Below are 18,531 nucleotides of genomic sequence, written 5' to 3'. Positions count from 1 at the left end.
ACAGGCTTTAGCCCAGCCAGGCCAGCAGGCTGCGCCACAGGGCCGCGGCATGCGAGATGAGAAACAGCAGCAAACCGATGGCGCCGCCCACCAGCGTGCCGTTGATGCGTATGTACTGAAGATCCTTGCCGATATGCGCCTCGATCAGCGTGGCCAGTTGCTCGGCATCCCAGCGCTGCACCGTGTCGGCAATATGTCTGGCGATGAACTGCGAGACATCGGGGGCCAGCGTCGTCGCCCAGCGCTTGAGGCGCTCGTTCATGGAGCTGCGCAGCGCCTCGTCATGCGCCAGCGCCTGCCCCAGCCAGCGCCCCATCACGGCAGCGCGCCGCGCCATGGCCGAGTTTTCGTCGGCCAGATCACGCTCCAGCCGGGCACGCCAGCCGGCCCATAGCTCGCGCAGGTAGACGGCCAGCTTCTCGTCATGCAGCAGATAGTTGCGCAGCTTTTCCACACGCTCGGCGTAGGCCGGGTCGTGCTGCAGGCCGTCGATCAGGCGCTGTATGGAGTTGTCGAAAGCCTCGCGCAGACGGTGGCCGGGGTTCTGGGCCACGTCCTGCAGCAGGCTGTCGAGAGCGCCGGCAATCACGCTGGCGCCCTTGTCGCTGAGCCAGTCCGTGGGCAGCATTTTTTCCTTGATCGGATGCTCGCGCTTGAGCCAGACCACGATGGTCTGCGCGATCATCACATGCGTCTGCTCCTGGCGCAGCACGCGGCTGATGCGCGCCAGCACATCGTCGAGCACCTCCTGGTGACGCCCGCCCGCCGTCAGCCCCGACAGCAGCGAAGCGGCCGCACGCGACAGGTCCACATGCTGCATCACGGCCTTGAGCGACTGGGTCAGAAACTTCTCGACCTGCTGGTCCTGCACCATCTCCAGCGCGGCCAGCGCCAGCCGCGCCACCTGCCTGCCAAGCAGCTGGCTGTTGGCGGCAGCCGTCAGCCAGTCGGCCAGCGCCTGGGCCGGGTTGTTGCGCTCGATCAGCGCCACCAGCGAAGGCGCATCGAGAAACTTGTCGCGCACGAAAGTGGCCAGGTTGCGCCCTATGCGGTCCTTGTTGCGCGGGATGATGGCCGTGTGCCGCCCCACCAGCGGCAGCGGAATATGGCGAAACAGCGCCGAGACCGCAAACCAGTCGGCCAGCGCTCCCACCATGGCGGCCTCGCAGATGGCCCGCAGACACACCAGCCACAGCGGCACGGCCTGGCCCTGCAGCCCCCAGCGCGAGCCCGCCAGCGCCGTGGCGATGAAGCCGGCCGTCACCAGCAGCAGCAAAATCAGCGGCAGCCGCTTGGCGCGCTGCAGGGACAGGCGTTGTTCTTCGGTGAGCATGGCGCAAGGATAGGCGAGTCGGGCCTGCTCGCCTATGCCTGCGGTACGGATGACGGCGCATTGCCTGTCATGCGCCATTGCGACAGCAGGCGGCAGGCTTTTGCAATTGCACCGAAAATAGCGCTCTTGTATTGCCTGACTCTCGAAAAATCATGACCGAAGCCACCCGCCCCGAACTGCCCGACCACCTGTCCGTTGACCCTCGCAGCCCCCACCATGTGGCCGCCGTGTTCGAGCACGATATCGGCATCCGCTTCAACGGCAAGGACCGCTTTGACGTCGAGGAATACTGCGTGAGCGAAGGCTGGGTCAAGGTGCCCGCCGGCAAGACCCTGGACCGCAAGGGCAAGCCCCTGCTGATCAAGCTCAAGGGCACGGTCGAAGCGTACTACCGTTGACCGCCTGAGGCGCTTTGCGCCTGGGCGGTGCCGCCCACCAGGCCCTTGCTCGATGTCTCTCACTGGGCGTTCGCCCAGTTCAAAGAGCAATGAGCCCAATCGCCGCCTCAATAAAGATAGCTGCTTGCGCTTTATTTACATGGATTTCAAATGCTTTAAGCACTGAAACCTAGTAATAACATGCGCTAGCAGCTCTTTTTTTATGAGCATCCATTGGTTTGCAGATCACAGCGCTCAAAACCGGCGCGCCCAAAACGAGGGACACCGAGCAAGGGCCGCCCCGCAGCGAGGGCTGCCCCAGCGACGGTATCGTCCCCCTCCCCTAGCGCGCAGCGCGTAGAGAGAGGGGGAAGCGGTGGGGCCGCCTAGGCAAAACCGCTCAGGAGGTGCGATAACGTCAAGCCAGAGCTTCGGCCGGTCCGAAGAACTCGTAATGTACCTGGGCATCGGGCACGCCCAGCTCGCGCAGCGACTGCTTGACGCTGCGCATGAAGCCGCGCGGGCCCAGGAAGTAGACATCGGCATCGCGCGATGCGGGCAGCCACTGGGCCAGTCGGTCGGTGCTCAGCAGGCCCTGGGCATCCACCTCATCGCCCGCGTCCGCCTGGTCGTAGCAATAGCGGCGCGTGAGCTGCTCATGGCGGCTGGCCAGCGCATCGATCTTCTCGCGAAAGGCGTGCACGCCGCGATCGCGCGCGCAGTGGATGAAGGTGATCTCGCGCCCCGTGGGCAGCGCGGCCTGCAGCATGGGCAGCGTGGGGGTGATGCCCACACCGCCGCTGATCAGCACCAGGGGCCTGGCGCCGCCCTGCAAGGTGAAGTGGCCGGCGGGCGGGAACAGCTCCAGCGTATCGCCCACTTGCAACTGGTCGTGCAGATGGTTGGAGACCTTGCCGCCGGCCTCGCGCTTGACGCTGATGCGATAGCTCTTGCCATTGGCAGGCGCCGACAGCGAATAGTTGCGGCGCTGCTCCACGCCGTCGACCACCACGCGCAGGCCGATGTACTGGCCGGGCTGATGGGCGATCACCGCACCGCCGTCCGCAGGCTCCAGATAGAACGAGGTGATCTCGGCCGATTCGGCCTGCTTTTGCACCAGCTTGAAGGCGCGCGCACCGCGCCAGCCGCCTTCGGCGGCAGCCGTCTGATCGTAGGCGCTGCGCTCGGCAGCAATCAGGATATCGGCCAGCTGCTGATAGGCCGCAGCCCAGGCGGCGATCACCTCGTCCGTGGCGATCTCGGCGCCCAGCACCTCGCGAATGGCACGCAGCAGGCAGGCGCCGACGATAGGGTAATGCTCGGCCTGCACCTGCAGCGCCACATGCTTGTTGATGATCTGGGCGGGCAGATTGCCCAGGTTCTCCAGGCGGTCGATGTTCTTGGCATACATCAGCACGCTGTGGGCCAGAGCGCGTGGCTGGGCACCGCTTTGCTGGTGCGCCTGGTTGAACAGCGGGCGCACCTCGGGGTATTCGCCCAGCATGGTCTGGTAGAAATGCGTGATCAGCGCCTCGCCGCCGGTTTCCAGCAGCGGCACGGTGGCCTTGACGATTTCGCGTTGACGTTCGGTAAGCATGCAAATCTCCTGGTTGCTGCCTTGCCAGCTGCAAGGCTTGAACGGATAAATGCAAACGGCATGCCAGCATCAAGACCATTGCAAAACAATGGCTTGCAAAAATATGAGTCAATATGACATTGCTCAATTGATGTCTTTTTGACACAAAGCGCTGTCGTTATGACAACATCCCACATTCTCAACGCCGTCAGCCCGCTGATCGCCGATCTGGCCCAGGACCTGTCCGAGCGCGAACGTCTGCGCCGTCTGCTGGCCGCACTGCGCAACCTGCTGCCCGCCGATGCCGTGGCCTTGCTCAAGCTCGAAGGCGAATGGCTGCGCCCCATGGCGATCGACGGCCTGATGCCGGACACGCTGGGCCGGCGCTTTCGCCTGGGCGAGCATCCACGCTTTGCCCAGTTGCTGGCGGCCGGCCAGGCCATGCGCTTCGAGCCCGACAGTCCCCTGCCCGACCCCTATGACGGGCTGGTGGCGCACAAGGGCCAGGCCATCAGCGAGCTGCATGTGCATGACTGCATGGGCTGCGTGCTGCAACTGGGCGGCCTGCCCTGGGGCCTGCTGACGCTGGATGCACTGGAGCCGGGCCGGTTTGCCGACCCTGCAGCGCTGGCCATGCTGCAGGCCTTCAGCAATCTGGCTGCGGCCACCGTGGCCACGGCCGAGCGCGTGCACCAACTGTCCCAGCTCGCGCGCGGCGCCACCGGCGCTGCCACAGCGGCCGCGCCGCAGGAGCGCGCACTGCAGGGCGCAAGCCCCGTCATGCGCCAGCTGCAGAAAGACATTGCCCTGGTCGCCGCCAGCGATCTTTGCGTGCTCATCACCGGCGAGACCGGCACCGGCAAGGAGCTGGTGGCGCAGGCCGTGCATGCGCAGTCGGGCCGTGCCGGCAAGCCCATGGTCAGCATCAACTGCGCGGCCCTGCCCGACAACCTGGTCGAGAGCGAGCTGTTCGGCCATGTGCGCGGGGCCTTCACGGGAGCGCTGAGCGAGCGCAGCGGCAAGTTCGAGCAGGCGCATCAGGGCACGCTGTTTCTCGACGAGGTCGGCGAGCTCTCGCTGCCCGTGCAGGCCAAGCTGCTGCGCGTGCTGCAAAGCGGCCAGCTGCAGCGCCTGGGCTCGGACCGGGAGCACCATGTGGATGTGCGCGTGATCGCCGCCACCAACCGCGACCTGGCTGCGGAAGTCCGCGCCGGGCGCATGCGCGCGGACTTCTATCACCGCCTCAATGTCTATCCGCTCAATGCGCCGCCGCTGCGCGAGCGCGACAGCGACGTGCTGCAGCTGGCGGGTTATTTCCTGGAGGAGAACCGCTCCCGACTCAGGCTCGGCGGCCTGCGCCTGGATGCGGCCGCACAGGCGGCCTTGCTCAATCGCAGCTGGAGCGGCAATGTGCGCGAGCTCGAGCACTGCATCAGCCGTGCCGTGCTCAGGGCCCTGAGCCGCAATGACGGCAGCGCCAGCCGCCCCGGCGCCAGGCTGCGCATCGTGACGCTGGGGGTGGCGGATCTCTGGGTGCGGAGCGAGGCGCCTGCCGCCGAACAGGCGGCAGCGTCCCTTGAGCCGGCCACCGCAGCAGCAGCGCCCGAGGGCGGCCTGCGCGCCGCTGTCAGCGCCTATGAACGCCAGCTGGTCAGCGCCAGCCTGGCCCGCCACCAGGGCAGCTGGGCCGCCGCAGCGCGCGAGCTGCAGCTCGATCGTGCCAATCTGCAGCGCCTGGCCAGGCGGCTTGAGATCGACAGGCCCTGATCAGCGGCCCTGGATGCCCAGCAGCTCCACATCGAAGTTCAGCGTGGCATTGGGCGGCACGGCACGGCCCGCGCCGCGTGAGCCGTAGGCAATGGCTGGCGGGCAGGTGAACTTGGCCTTGCCGCCGACCTTCATCTTCTGCACGCCCTCGGTCCAGCAGGGGATCACGCCATTGAGCGGAAACTCGATGGGCTGCTTGCGGGCATAGGAGCTGTCGAACTCCTTGCCGGTATCGGGGAAGTAGCCTCGGTAATGCACCTTGACGGTATCCGTCGCCTTGGGATTGGGCCCGGTGCCTTCAACCTGGCTTTCATAGATCAGCCCGCTGGCGGTGGTGACCGGCGCAGCATGAACCACTGTGCCAGCACCCATGGCCCATACAAGACCGATCACGGAGATTGCTTTTTTCATATCGGATGCGCTGAATGAACAAAACCCGACTTTAGTACGAAGTCGGGTCGAAAAAATGTCACGGCAGCAATGCTGCCGGCCCCCCTGACTCAGGTCCGGGCAATGCCGATATCGTCCAGCGCCTTGGACAGATGCGCCACGGAGCGATCCGAGTCATGCCATTTGTCCAGGCCGAACAGGCCGATGCGGAAGGTCTTGAAGTCAGGGCCTTCATCGCATTGCAGCGGCACGCCCGAGGCGGTCTGCAGGCCGACCTTGAGAAAGGCGCTGCCGCTCTGGATTTCCGCGTCCGTGGTGTAGCTCACGACCACGCCGGGAGCCTTGTAGCCCTCGGCGGCCACGCTGGGAAAGCCGCGCGACTGCAGCAGCTCGCGCACCTTGCGCCCCAGCTCCATCTGCTCTTCGCGCACCTTGGCAAAGCCGTACTCGCGCGTCTCCAGCATCACGTCGCGCAGGCGCAGCAGCGCATCCGTGGGCATGGTGGTGTGATAGGCGTGCTGGCCTTTTTCGTAGCCCTCGGCAATCTGCATCCATTTCTTCAGGTCGCAGGAGAAGCTGGAGCTTTGCGTGTGCTCTATGGCCTCGCGGGCGCGCGCCGAGAGCATGACCATGGCGCAGCAAGGCGAGCTGCTCCAGCCCTTTTGCGGTGCCGAGATCAGCACGTCCACGCCGGTTTTCTCCATATCGACCCACATGGCACCGGAGGCCACGCAGTCCAGCACGAACAGCGCGCCGACCTCGTGCGCAGCGTCGGCGACGGTGCGCAGGTATTCGTCGGGCAGCATGATGCCGCTGGCCGTCTCCACATGCGGGGCAAACACCACCTTGGGGCGCTCCACGCGAATGGTCTCGGCCACATCGGCTGCCGGGCATGGGGCCCAGGGGTCCTGGCTGCCCTCGCCCTGCTTGCGCGCCTTGCAGACCACGGAGCCGCCGCCCAGGCCCGCATCGGCATCGAAGATCTGCGTCCAGCGGTAGCTGAACCAGCCGTTGCGCACGATCAGCACCCGCTCACGGTTGGCGAACTGGCGCGCCACGGCTTCCATGCCGAAGGTGCCGCTGCCGGGAATCAGCACGGCCGTGTGGGCGTGATAGACATCCTTGAGCATGCCCAGGATGTCCTGCATCACACCCACGAACTTCTTGGACATGTGGTTGAGCGCTCTATCGGTGTAGACCACCGAAAATTCAAGCAGGCCATCGGGATCGACGTCGGGCAAAAGTCCGGGCATGGGATATCTCCAATCGCAAATACTGGGCAGTCAAAAACACCCAGCAGCAGCCGTTGGGCCGCCGGGGCGCTGGTGCAAGACAATCAGCTTAGCATGAGCCGGAATATGGTTTTACGTATGCAGTTCATATCAAAAACATGAGCTGCAAGCGCTTTGTACATCAAAGATTTTGGCCGATAAAACGCTGCAGATGCGAAATCTCCATCCGCGTTTACCATGTGTCCACGAAGCGGCCTTCACCCTCGCGCAGGCGCGCACCGGCCAGGCCGCGCACCAGCCAGGCGCGGGTCTCCGCAGGGTCGATAACGGCATCGACTTCCAGCGTGGCCGCCATGTGCATGGCCTCGCCATGCGCGTATTGCTGGGCCAGCAGCTTCTGAAACAGCGCCTCGCGCTCAGCCCCCTCGTGCAGGGCTTCGAGCTCCTTGCGAAAGCCCAGCCGCACCGCCCCCTCCAGCCCCATGGCGCCGAACTCGCCCGTGGGCCAGGCCACATTGAAGATGGGCGCATGAAAGCTGCCCGCCGTCATGCCCATGGCGCCCAGGCCATAGCCCTTGCGCAGCACCACGCTGAAGTATGGGACGCGCAGCTTGGCCGCCATGACGAACAGCCGGCTGACATGGCGCACCTGGGCGGTTTTCTCGATCTCCGGCCCCACCATGAAGCCGGGCGTGTCGACCAGGCTGACGATGGCGATGCCGTGGGCATTGCACAGCTGCATGAAGCGCGCCGCCTTGTCGGCTGCGTCGGCATCGATGGCGCCGCCCAGATGGCCCGGGTTGTTGGCCATCAGCCCCACGGGCCGGCCCTCGATGCGCGCCAGCGCCGTGTGAATGCCGACGCCGAAGCCGACTCTCAGCATCAGCAGACTTCCCTCGTCCACCAGCCCGGCCATGGCGGCGCGGGTGTCGTAGGCGCGCAGACGGTTCTCGGGCACGACCTGGCGCAGCAGGCGCTGATCGGGCTCGGACCATTGGTCGATGCGCCCCTGGAAGAAGGACAGATAGTGCCTGGCCGCAGCCACGGCCTGGGCCTCGTCGTCGACCAGGATGTCGATCACGCCATTCGCATGCTGCACGCTGGCGGGGCCGACTTCCTCGGGCATGAAGACGCCCAGGCCGCCGCCCTCGATCATGGCCGGTCCGCCCATGCCGATATTGCTGCTGCGCGTGGCGATGATCACATCGCTGCAACCCAGCAACGCGGCATTGCCCGCAAAGCAGCGGCCATGGGTGATGCCCACCACGGGCACCTGACCCGAGAGCGCCGCATAGGCCGCGAAGGTATGCACATGCAGGCCCGCGACCACGGGCGTATCGGTATCGCCGGGCCGGCCGCCACCGCCTTCGGCAAACAGCACCACGGGCAGCTTCTGCTGCAGCGCGATGCCCAGCATGCGGTCGGTCTTGGCGTGATTTCGCGCCCCCTGGGTGCCGGCCAGCACCGTGGCGTCATAGGACATGACCACGGCGCGCGAGCGCTCTGCGCCGAACTGCGCGGCATTGATGGAGCCCATGCCGGTGACCATGCCGTCGGCCGGCGTGTTGGCCACCAGATCGTCGAGGCTGCGCCTGCGTGTCTGCGCGGCAATCGCCAGCGCCCCGTATTCGATGAAGCTGCCTGCATCGCAGAGATCGGCGATATTCTCGCGCGCGCTGCGGCTGCCCTGGGCATGGCGTCTGGCCATGGCGCCTGGCCGCGCCGCATCGAGCGTGAAGCCATGGCGATCCCTGACGCGCCGCAGATCGTCCCGGATATGGTCCGGATCCTGCAACTGCGCCTGCACCTCGGCATGCGCCGCCTCGCCCTGTGCGGGCGCGAGCACCAGCAAGGCCTGGTCCTGCGCCACATAGCTGCCGGGCTCTGCCAGCAGTTGCAGGACATGGCCTGCAGCCTGGGCCAGCAGCACATGCTGCATCTTCATGGCTTCGAGAACGCCCAGCTCGGCGCCCTTGGCCACCGTCTCGCCCACGGCCACGGACCATTGCACGACCCTGGCTGGCATGGGGGCCAGCACAGCATTTTCAGGAGCTTGATGCGCTTGATGCACCTTGTTTTCAGCATCAAAAGTATTTGAATTCTTTGAATCACTTGCGCTTGAAGCTATCTTTTCTGCAGCATCCACCAACTGCGGCAGGACCTCTTCGAGCCAGCGCGTGTGCACCGTCTGATCCAGCATCTCGGGCCGCTGGGCCAGGGCCTGCAGCAGCGGCACATTGGTGGCCAAGCCCGCGATGCGGCAGTCGGCCAGCGCGCGCCGGGAGCGGCGCAGCACATCCTCGAAATGCGGCGCGTTGCTGTGCACGACAAGCTTTGCCAGCAGCGTGTCGTAGTGCGGCGACGGGCTGGCACCCTGCTGCGCGTGGCTGTCCATGCGTATGCCCGGCCCTTGCGGCCACTGCAGCTCGCCAATGCGGCCGCTGCCGGGGCGGGAGTGGCCCTGGGCATCCAGGGTTTCGGCATTGATGCGCCACTGCATGGCATAGCCGCGCGGCCGGGGCGGGGCATTCACGTTCAGGCCCAGATCGGCGAAATGCTCGCCCGCCGCAATGCGGATCTGGGCCTGCACCAGGTCGACGCCGAAGACCTCTTCGGTAATCGTGTGCTCCACCTGCAGGCGCGGGTTGGCCTCGATGAACACATAGGGCAGGGACTCGGACTGCAGATCGACCAAAAACTCGAACGTGCCCAGGCTTTCGTAGCGCAGCCTGGCCGCCATGCGCAGCGCATCCTCGGTGATGCGCTCGCGCAGCGGCTGCGTCAAGCTGGGGCTGGGCGCAATCTCCACCAGCTTCTGAAAGCGCCGCTGCAGCGTGCATTCGCGCTCGCCCAGCGCCATGGGCCATTCGCTGCCGTCGCCCAGCAACTGAATCTCGATATGGCGCGCGCCGCTCATCAGCCGCTCGACATAGACGCCGTCCACGCCGAAGGCTGCCTGCGCCTCGCTGCGGCAGCGCTGGTAGGCTGCCGCCACATCGCCCTCCTCGGTGACCGCCCGCATGCCGCGCCCGCCGCCGCCGCCAATCGCCTTGATCATGATGCCGCTGGCCCCGTCGGCCTGCTGGCGCGCAAAGAACTGCTGGGCCTGCTCCAGCGTCACGGCCTCGGTGCTGCCGGGCATCAGGGGCACGCCGCATTGCTGCGCCAGCGCACGGGCCCTGGCCTTGTCGCCAAGCAGCGCCAGTTGCTCGGGTGTCGGGCCGATAAAGCGCAGCCCGGCTGCCGCGCAGGCGCGCGCAAAGTCCGCGTTCTCGCTCAGAAAGCCATAGCCCGGGTGCAGCGCGTCGCAACCGTGCTGCTGCGCGATACGCAGCAGATGCGCGCCATCGAGATAGGCTGCCGGGCCGCTGGCGCCCAGTGCCTGCGCCTCGTCTGCAGCCTGCACATGCGGGGCCTGTGCATCATCGGCGGCGTACACCGCCAGGCTGGCAATGCCCAGCTCCTGCAGCGCTCGGATGATGCGCAGGGCGATTTCACCGCGGTTGGCGATCAGGACTTTCTTGAACATAGGACTCTCGTTTGAATAGCTTCTAGCACTCACCAGCCAAGGGGTTCACCCACTTTTGGCGCAATGACTCAGGGAATGTCTCTGAGCAATCTGCGCAATACCTTGCCTGCGCCGGTGGCCGGCAAGGCATCGATGAAGCGCACCTCGCGCGGAGCCTTGTAGCTGGCCATGTTTTCCTTGCTCCAGGCCAGCAGCCCGTCCGCCTCCAGGCTCTGCCCCGGCTTGCGCACGATGAAGGCGCGCACGACTTCGCCCTTCTGGGCGTCGGCAACACCGATCACGGCCGCCTGAGCGATGGCCGGATGCTTGATCAAAATCGTCTCCACCTCCTCGGGGAAGACGCTGTAGCCCGAGACCTTGATCATTTCCTTGAAGCGGCCGATGAAGGTCAGATAGCCGTCCGCATCGAACTTGCCCATGTCGCCGGTATGCACCCAGCCGTCCTTGAGCGTCCTGGCCGTGGCCTCGGGCTTGTTCCAGTAGCCCTTGAAGTTGCCCGGGCCGCGAATGATGATCTCGCCCACCTCGCCTGATGCCAGCGGCGCGCCGGTCTCCGGATCTATCACCCGGATCTCGTTGCCCGGCGCGGGCTTGCCATGCGTGCCCCAGCGGATGGCATCGCCGGGCATGAAGGTATCCATGGTGTGGGTTTCGGACAGGCCGTAGGCCGCCTCGCTGGAGACGGCGTTGGGTGCGAACCGGCGCCACTGCTGCGCCAGATCCTCGGTGTAGGTGATGCCGAAGCTGGTGACGGTGTTGCGGCGCAGCGCGCTGAAATCCATCTTCTCCACGCCGGGCACCTGCATCAGCGCCACATTCATGGGTGCGATGCTGTACCACCAGCTGACGCGATAGCGCTCCAGCGCCTGCGCCACGGCCAGCGGATCGAAGCGATGCAGCAGCACGCAGGGCGCCCCCGAATGCACGGGCATGTTCACGCCCATGGACATGCCGGCGATGTGATAGAGCGGCGCCACGGCCAGCAGGACATCCTCGGCGCTGACCCCGGTCACCCGGGACGCACCGGCGGTCTTGTACGCGGCCGCGCCAAAACTCAGCATGGCGCCCTTGGGCAGGCCCGTGGTGCCCGAGGTATAGGTCATCAGCGCCACATCGTCCATGTCCACCTCGACAGGGGAAGGCCTGGCAGCGCTGTGCATGAGATCCCAGAACGACGTCACATCGGCGGGCAGCTGCTGCACGGGAGCCTGCAGCTCGGCAGGCAGGGGCAGCGTGGGCACTGCCGGAAGCCAGTCGCCATAGCGCACGGCCAGCACATGCTGCAGCGCCGTGCTGCTGCGCACCTTGTCCACCACGGGCAGCAGCACATCGGCTGCGATAATGATCCGGGCCTGCAGATCGTTGAGCTGGTATTCGAGCTCGTGCTCCTTGTTCAGCGGCCCGCAGGGGCAGACGATGGCACCGATCTTCTGCACCGCGTAATGCGCAACGATGTACTGCGGACAGTTGTTCATGAACAGGGCGACGGGCTCGCCCCGCTTCACGCCCAGCTGCTGCAGGTGCGCGGCCACGGCATCGCTGGCCTCATCCACCTGGCGCCAGCTGATGTGCTGCCCGTACCAGATATAGGCATCGCGCTCGGGATGCTGGCGTGCGTTGCGGCGCAAGGCCTCATGCAGGGCAATGAGGATCTCGGATTCAGCCATGGTTGTCTCCTGGGTGTCTCGTGCACGACTTACGCAAATCAAACTCAGGCAAACGCCTTGTCTCAGGAAGACGGTCCTGATGAATCCTTGTCTGCGTAAGTCCTATCGTGAAAGCCGGGCAACGGCGCCACTTTGCGGGCGTTCTCAGGGATTGCCTTAGGGCAATCTGCTGCTCGGCGTCTTGTCAATGTATACCTGCCGGTAGAACAATGCTACCCATTGGTATAACGAATGCGACACGCGCAAACCCTCATGTCCGCCCCATCCAGAAAGACCGTCAGAAAGCCGGCTGCCCCCGTGGCGCCGCGCGGCCGCCAGCGCCTGCCCACGGCCGGCTCCGACGAGAAGCGCGAGCGCATTCTCAAGGCCGCCGAAGCCTTGTTCGATCGCTATGGCTATGCCAACACCACCATCGAGCAGATCGTGCAGGCGCTGGGCGTGACCAAGCCTTTCGTCTACTACTACTTCCGCAACAAGCAGGAAATCTTCGAGACCCTGTGCTGGGCTCCGACCGAGGCCTGCTTTACGGTGCTGGACTTTGCGGCCGACGACCCGCGCCCCGCGCATGAAAAAGCCATCGACGGCCTGCAGCGGCTGATCGCCGCCACCATTGCGCACTATCCGGCGGGCTTTTTCCCCTACCGCGAGCCGCAGGCCTTCAGTCCCGCCTATCTCAAGGCCTCGCGCAATGTGGCCCAGCAGTTCTACAGGCAGTTCTGCGCCCTGCTCGACGAAGGCCGCGCCAGCGGGCATTTCGATTTCCGCGACACCCGCATCACGGCCCAGGCGGCCTGCAGCCTGCCCGGCTTTCTCTACAACTGGTACCAGCCCGGCGGCAAGCTGGGCCCGGCCGAGATGGTGGTCGAACTGACCGATCTGGCCTCGCGCGTGCTGGGCCTGCGCAACCCTGCCCCTGCACCCGCCCCTGTCCCTGCGCCTCGCAAGCGCGCGAGCCGCACTGCGTCGCCGCCACAGCCACAGCCACAAGACCCTTCGCCCCCCAGGCGCCGCAAGAGCGCTTCCTCCACCAGCCACAGCGCCAGTTGAGAGCCCCAGAGGCCAAGGCGCCATTCCAACTCCCTGGAGACAAAACCATGCCCGTTCGCTTCTCAGCCCTTGCGCTGGCTGCCGGTCTTTGCGCCGGCAGCGTATCCGCCCAGACGGCAGAGCCGTTCAAGATCGCATTCATCGACCCGCTCTCCGGCCCGTTTGCCAATGTGGGAGAAGTCATGCGCAACCATGTGCTCTATGCCGTCGATGACGTGAATGCCAAGGGCGGCCTCTACAACGGCGCGAAATTCCAGCTGCTGCAGTTCGACAGCAAGCTCTCGGCCCAGGAGAGCCAGAGCGCGCTGCAGGCGGCCATTGACCAGGGCGCACGCGTGGTGGTGACGGGGGGATCGGGCTCCTCGGTGGTCACGGCGCTGGTACAGGCGGCATCGCGCTACAACCAGCGCAATCCGGGCAAGGAGGTGCTGATACTCAACCACAGCTCCATCGATCCCGAGCTGACCGGCAAGTCCTGCAGCTTCTGGCATTTCATGTTCGATGCCAACACCGCCATGCGCATGCAGGCCATTGCGAACTACATCAAGACCCAGCCCGAGATCGGCAAGGTCTTTCTGCTCAACCAGGACTATGCCCACGGCAAGCAATGGGCCAGCTTCGGTCGCAGCATGGTCGGCAAGGCAAGACCAGACGTACAGTTCGTGGGCGAGACCCTGCACCCCATGGGTCGCATCAAGGACTTTGCCCCCTACGTGGCCAAGATCAAGGAAGCCGGAACCGATTCGGTCATCACCGGCAACTGGGGCCAGGATCTGGCTCTGCTGCTCAAGTCCGCCGGAGACTCGGGCTACAACCTGCGCTACTTCAACCATAGCGCAGGCGGCTTTCCAGGCACCGTGACCTCCATTTCCCAGGCAAAGATAGGCCAGGTGACATGGGTCGCGGAATGGCATCCCGGCATGGCCGACCGCGCCCAGGCCGACGCCCGCGCCAGGGAGTACAAGGCCAGGATGAACCAGGACTTTCTGGCACCGCGCATGGACCTGGTGCCACGCATGCTGGCCGCTGCCATGGCCAAGGCCCAGTCCACCGAGCCCGTGAAGATCGCCAGGGCCATGGAGGACATGTCCATGGACACCGTCTTCGGCCCCGTCAGGATGCGCGGCAAGGACCATCAGTTGCTGCTGCCCCAGGTCGTCAACACCATCGCCCCCGTGGACGGCAAGCTGGTCAAGACCGGCTGGGAAGGCACGAACTACGGCTTCAGAACCGACGCCGTCTACTCCGCCCAGCAGCTTGATCTACCGACCGACTGCCAGATGAAGCGACCTTAAGCCAGAGCGAACATCTGAAACTGGCGCGGCCCCAACAGGAGACAGCAAGCAAGGGCCGCCCCGCAGCGAGGCTGTCGTCTCCCTCCCTTAGCGCACAGCGCGTAGAGAGAGGGGGAAGCGGCGCAGCCGCTCAGGGGGTGTAGCTCCGCTTTCCAAAGATCCCGCTGCCCACGCGCACCATGGTGCTGCCTGCGGCCACGGCCGCCTCCAGATCGCCGGTCATGCCCATGGACAGCGTGTCGAAATGCTCCAGCCCCGCGAGAGCGCTGGACTTTATGGCTTCAAAAATGGATGCAGCCCTTCTGTGGACTGCGCATTTCGCTTCGAAATCAGGAGTGTCGTCAGGAATGCTCATGATGCCGCGCAGCTGCAAATTGGGCAGTTTCACCATGGCTTCGGCCAGCTCCAGCGCTTGCTCGGCCATGACGCCGGACTTGGTGCTGCCGCCATCCACATTGACCTGGATGCAGACATTGAGCGGTGCCATGCCCTGCGGACGCTGGGCCGAAAGGCGCTCGGCGATCTTGAGCCGGTCCACGGTCTGGGCCCAGTCGAAATTCTCGGCCACCAGCCGCGTCTTGTTGCTCTGGATGGGGCCTATGCAATGCCATTGCAGCGCCTCGCCGCCTGCCAGCTGCATGGCGCGCACTGCGGCCATTTTCTCCACGGCCTCCTGGATATAGTTCTCGCCAAAGCTGCGCTGGCCGGCCAGCACGGCCTCGCGCACCGCATCCGCGCCGAAGGTCTTGGAAACGGCCAGCAACTGCACCGATGTCATGGGCCGGCTTGCACTGGCGCAAGCGGCTGCGATGCGGGCATGAATCTGCCCCAGATTGTTTTCAATCGTCGTCATAATTGGCGCCAGAGTATCAAACCAGAGAGGGATCTCCGTGGATATCACGCAATTGCTGGCATTCAGTGTCAAGAACAAGGCTTCGGACTTGCATTTGTCGGCAGGCCTGCCCCCCATGATTCGCGTCCACGGTGATGTGCGTCGCATCAACATCGATCCGCTGGACCACAAGACCGTGCACGCCATGGTCTACGACATCATGAGCGATGCCCAGCGCAAGCAGTACGAAGAGTTTCTGGAAGTGGACTTTTCGTTCGAGATCGAAGGCCTGGCCCGTTTTCGTGTCAATGCCTTCAACCAGAACCGCGGCGCGGCGGCCGTGTTCCGTACCATTCCCAGCAAGATCCTGACGCTGGAGCAGCTCAACGCCCCCAAGATCTTTGGCGAGCTGGCCCTGAAGCCGCGCGGCCTGGTGCTAGTGACCGGCCCCACCGGCTCGGGCAAGTCCACCACGCTGGCGGCCATGGTCAACTACCTCAACGAGACCGAGTACGGCCATATCCTGACGGTGGAAGACCCCATCGAATTCGTGCACGAGTCCAAGAAATGCCTGATCAACCAGCGCGAAGTCGGCCCCATGACGCTGTCGTTCGCGGCAGCGCTGAAGTCCGCGCTGCGTGAAGACCCGGACGCGATTCTTGTTGGCGAAATGCGCGACCTGGAAACCATCCGCCTGGCCATGACGGCGGCCGAAACCGGTCACCTGGTGTTCGGCACGCTGCACACCTCGTCGGCGGCCAAGACCATCGACCGTATCATCGACGTGTTTCCGGCCGAGGAAAAGGAAATGGTGCGCTCCATGCTCTCCGAGTCGCTGCAGGCCGTGATCTCGCAGACGCTGTGCAAGACCAAGGATGGCCAGGGCCGTGTGGCCGCGCACGAGATCATGCTGGGCACACCCGCCATCCGCAACCTGATTCGCGAGGCCAAGGTGGCACAGATGTACTCCACCATCCAGACCAGCCAGAACATGGGCATGCAGACCCTGGACCAGAACCTGACCGATCTGGTGCGCCGCAACCTCATCAGCCCGGCCGAAGCGCGCAGCAAGGCCAAGATTCCCGAGAACTTTCCGGGATAAGGCTCCCCCTGAGCGGCGTTGCCGCTTCCCCCCAGGGGGACGACGCCCTCGCCGCGAGGCGGCTCTTGCTCGGCGTCTCTCACTTGGGCTCTGCCAATTTTGACGCTGCCTCAAGGAACGATCATGGAACGCGATCAGGCCAGTAAATTCATCAACGATCTGCTCAAGCTCATGGTCAGCCGCAACGGCAGCGACCTGTTCATCACGGCGGAGTTTCCGCCCGCCATCAAGATTGACGGAAAAGTCACCAAGGTCTCGCCCCAGCCGCTGAGCCCGCTGCATACGCTGGCCCTGGCGCGCTCCATCATGAACGACAGGCAGGTGGCGGACTTCGAGCACACCAAGGAGTGCAACTTCGCCATCTCGCCGGCCGGCGTGGGTCGCTTCCGCGTCAATGCCTTCATGCAGCAGGGCAAGGTCGGCATGGTGCTGCGTACCATTCCCACCACCCTGCCCACGATTGACGGCCTGGGCGTGCCGCAGGTGCTCAAGGAAGTGACCATGACCAAGCGCGGCCTGTGCGTCCTGGTCGGCGCGACGGGCTCGGGCAAGTCCACCACGCTGGCTGCCATGGTGGACTGGCGCAATGAGAACTCCTTCGGCCACATCATCACGGTGGAAGACCCCGTGGAATTCGTGCACCCCCACAAGAACTGCGTAGTCACGCAACGCGAGGTGGGGCTGGATACGGACAGCTGGGAAGCGGCACTCAAGAACACGCTGCGCCAGGCTCCCGATGTGATTTTGATGGGCGAAATCCGCGACCGCGAAACCATGGAGCACGCGATTGCGTTCTCTGAAACCGGTCACCTGTGCCTGGCCACACTGCACGCCAACAGTGCCAACCAGGCGCTGGACCGCATCGTCAACTTCTTCCCCGAAGAGCGTCGCCCGCAACTGCTGATGGACGTTTCGCTGAATCTGCGGGCCATCATTTCCCAGCGCCTGATCCCCAAGCAGGACAGCAAGGGCCGTGTAGCGGCCATCGAGGTGATGCTCAACTCGCCGCTGATCGCCGACCTGATCTTCAAGGGCGAGGTCGTCGAGATCAAGGAGATCATGAAGAAAAGCCGCAATATCGGCATGCAGACCTTTGACCAGGCGCTGTTCGACCTGTTCGAATCCAATCTCATCACCTACGAAGATGCGCTGCGCAATGCAGACTCGGTCAACGACCTGCGTCTGCAGATCAAGCTCAACAGCCAGCGCGCCCGGACTCTGGACCTGGCGGCCGGCACCGAGCATCTGACTATCGTTTAAGCCCTCAAGGGCGCTGGTACGCCCTTGCCCGGGACACTGCAGGGATGCGGTGCCCCCCAGGCTCTTGCAAGCAGCCGCTACCATGCGCCGCGCCACCGGAGCCATGCACTGCGGCGCTACCATGATCGAACTATTCCGCACCAAGTCTTAGAGGATTTCATGAGCACAGCCACTATCGCCTCCCGCAGCTACGCTGCTTGCGCTTCCACTCCTGTGGCCTTTCTGGGCCTGGGTGTCATGGGCTCTCCCATGGCCGGGCACCTGGCTGCGGCTGGCCATCAGATCACGGTCTACAACCGCACGGCGGCCAAGGCCGAGGCCTGGGCCCAGGAGTTCCCCGGCGGCAGCCATGCGGCCACGCCCCGTGAAGCCGTCAAGGGCGCACGCATGGTCTTTTGCTGTGTGGGCAACGATGACGACCTGCGCTCGATTGCGCTGGGCGACGACGGTGCCTTTGCGGGCATGGAGCCTGGCGCCATCTTTGTCGATCACACCACGGCCTCGGCCCAGGTGGCACGCGAGCTGTATGCCGAAGCACGCAAACGCGGCCTGCACTTCATGGACGCCCCTGTGTCGGGCGGTCAGGCCGGGGCGGTCAACGGCCAGCTCACCGTCATGTGCGGCGGCGATCAGGAGATTTTCGATCAGGTTGCCCCGGTGGCCGACGCCTTCTCGCGCGCCTTTACCTATATGGGCGCATGCGGCAACGGCCAGCTGACCAAGATGGTCAATCAGATCTGCATTGCGGGCCTGGTCCAGGGGCTGTCCGAAGCCATTGCCTTTGGTCTGCGTGCCGATCTGGATGTGGAGAAGGTCCTCGACGTGATCGGCAAGGGCGCGGCCCAGAGCTGGCAGATGGACAATCGCGGCAAGACCATGGCCGTGGGCAAGTTCGACTTCGGCTTTGCCGTGGACTGGATGCGCAAGGATCTGGGACTGGTGCTGGCCGAGGCCCAGCGCAATGGCGCACGCCTTCCCGTCACCGCGCTGGTGGACCAGTTCTATGCCGATGTACAGGCCATGGGGGGCAATCGCTGGGATACCTCCAGCCTGATTCAGCGCTTGCGCTGAGCCGCTGCACCATGAAAAAGCCGGACTCGAGTCCGGCTTTTTTGTGCCCCTCA

The 18,531-nt window shown here is 64.8% G+C and carries 14 protein-coding genes; 7 read left to right on the top strand and 7 right to left on the bottom strand.

What is annotated here, in order from left to right:
- Window positions 1–7 precede the first annotated feature (7 nt).
- Entirely contained in the window at window positions 8–1,333 is a 1,326-nt protein-coding gene (locus QYQ99_RS14555; RefSeq protein WP_302093182.1) for a DUF445 domain-containing protein, read from the bottom strand.
- Window positions 1,334–1,485: 152 nt separating this feature from the next.
- Between QYQ99_RS14555 and QYQ99_RS14550 the strand changes: the two genes are divergently transcribed.
- On the top strand, window positions 1,486–1,731 hold the full coding sequence (locus QYQ99_RS14550; protein WP_003050615.1) for a DUF3297 family protein: 246 nt from the start codon (window positions 1,486–1,488) through the stop codon (window positions 1,729–1,731).
- A gap of 397 nt (window positions 1,732–2,128) precedes the next feature.
- On the opposite strand, the gene hmpA is transcribed toward QYQ99_RS14550, so the two are convergent.
- The gene (hmpA, locus tag QYQ99_RS14545) at window positions 2,129–3,307 is read right to left on the bottom strand and encodes an NO-inducible flavohemoprotein (protein WP_302088819.1); all 1,179 of its coding nucleotides are present in this window, start codon (window positions 3,305–3,307) and stop codon (window positions 2,129–2,131) included.
- A gap of 159 nt (window positions 3,308–3,466) precedes the next feature.
- Here hmpA and norR point away from each other — a divergent pair, with 159 nt between their 5' ends.
- Window positions 3,467–5,053 (top strand): nitric oxide reductase transcriptional regulator NorR, encoded by a 1,587-nt coding sequence (gene norR, locus QYQ99_RS14540; RefSeq protein WP_302088818.1) that lies wholly within the window; start codon window positions 3,467–3,469, stop codon window positions 5,051–5,053.
- Here the strand turns inward: norR and QYQ99_RS14535 are convergent, their stop codons facing one another.
- From QYQ99_RS14535 to QYQ99_RS14520, 4 genes are all read right to left on the bottom strand, one after another.
- Window positions 5,054–5,464 (bottom strand): FKBP-type peptidyl-prolyl cis-trans isomerase, encoded by a 411-nt coding sequence (locus QYQ99_RS14535; RefSeq protein ID WP_302088817.1) that lies wholly within the window; start codon window positions 5,462–5,464, stop codon window positions 5,054–5,056.
- Window positions 5,465–5,553: 89 nt separating this feature from the next.
- Window positions 5,554–6,696, bottom strand: a complete 1,143-nt coding sequence (locus tag QYQ99_RS14530) for an aminotransferase class V-fold PLP-dependent enzyme (RefSeq protein ID WP_302088816.1) — start codon at window positions 6,694–6,696, stop codon at window positions 5,554–5,556.
- Window positions 6,697–6,907: 211 nt separating this feature from the next.
- On the bottom strand, window positions 6,908–10,204 hold the full coding sequence (locus QYQ99_RS14525) for an acetyl-CoA carboxylase family protein (RefSeq protein WP_302088815.1): 3,297 nt from the start codon (window positions 10,202–10,204) through the stop codon (window positions 6,908–6,910).
- A gap of 68 nt (window positions 10,205–10,272) precedes the next feature.
- The gene (locus QYQ99_RS14520; protein WP_302088814.1) at window positions 10,273–11,871 is read right to left on the bottom strand and encodes an AMP-binding protein; all 1,599 of its coding nucleotides are present in this window, start codon (window positions 11,869–11,871) and stop codon (window positions 10,273–10,275) included.
- A 252-nt stretch (window positions 11,872–12,123) separates the two neighbouring features.
- Here QYQ99_RS14520 and QYQ99_RS14515 point away from each other — a divergent pair, with 252 nt between their 5' ends.
- On the top strand, window positions 12,124–12,918 hold the full coding sequence (locus tag QYQ99_RS14515) for a TetR/AcrR family transcriptional regulator (RefSeq protein WP_302088813.1): 795 nt from the start codon (window positions 12,124–12,126) through the stop codon (window positions 12,916–12,918).
- A 47-nt stretch (window positions 12,919–12,965) separates the two neighbouring features.
- Complete coding sequence (locus QYQ99_RS14510; RefSeq protein ID WP_302088812.1) at window positions 12,966–14,213, top strand: branched-chain amino acid ABC transporter substrate-binding protein; 1,248 nt, start codon at window positions 12,966–12,968, stop codon at window positions 14,211–14,213.
- A 130-nt stretch (window positions 14,214–14,343) separates the two neighbouring features.
- Here QYQ99_RS14510 and QYQ99_RS14505 read toward each other — a convergent pair whose 3' ends face one another.
- Window positions 14,344–15,066, bottom strand: coding sequence for a YggS family pyridoxal phosphate-dependent enzyme (locus tag QYQ99_RS14505; RefSeq protein WP_302088811.1), 723 nt, complete (start codon window positions 15,064–15,066; stop codon window positions 14,344–14,346).
- A gap of 37 nt (window positions 15,067–15,103) precedes the next feature.
- Between QYQ99_RS14505 and QYQ99_RS14500 the strand changes: the two genes are divergently transcribed.
- The 3 genes from QYQ99_RS14500 to QYQ99_RS14490 all read left to right on the top strand — a co-directional run bounded on the left by QYQ99_RS14500 (window position 15,104) and on the right by QYQ99_RS14490 (window position 18,478).
- On the top strand, window positions 15,104–16,147 hold the full coding sequence (locus QYQ99_RS14500; RefSeq protein WP_302088810.1) for a type IV pilus twitching motility protein PilT: 1,044 nt from the start codon (window positions 15,104–15,106) through the stop codon (window positions 16,145–16,147).
- A gap of 123 nt (window positions 16,148–16,270) precedes the next feature.
- Complete coding sequence (locus tag QYQ99_RS14495; protein ID WP_302088809.1) at window positions 16,271–17,407, top strand: PilT/PilU family type 4a pilus ATPase; 1,137 nt, start codon at window positions 16,271–16,273, stop codon at window positions 17,405–17,407.
- A 159-nt stretch (window positions 17,408–17,566) separates the two neighbouring features.
- The gene (locus QYQ99_RS14490; RefSeq protein WP_302088808.1) at window positions 17,567–18,478 is read left to right on the top strand and encodes an NAD(P)-dependent oxidoreductase; all 912 of its coding nucleotides are present in this window, start codon (window positions 17,567–17,569) and stop codon (window positions 18,476–18,478) included.
- Window positions 18,479–18,531 lie beyond the last annotated feature (53 nt).

This window comes from Comamonas testosteroni (assembly GCF_030505195.1).
Lineage (GTDB): Bacteria > Pseudomonadota > Gammaproteobacteria > Burkholderiales > Burkholderiaceae_C > Comamonas > Comamonas testosteroni_G.
The sequence above is the reverse complement of the archived record's forward strand: the minus strand, read 5'-3'. Positions and strand labels throughout refer to the sequence as shown.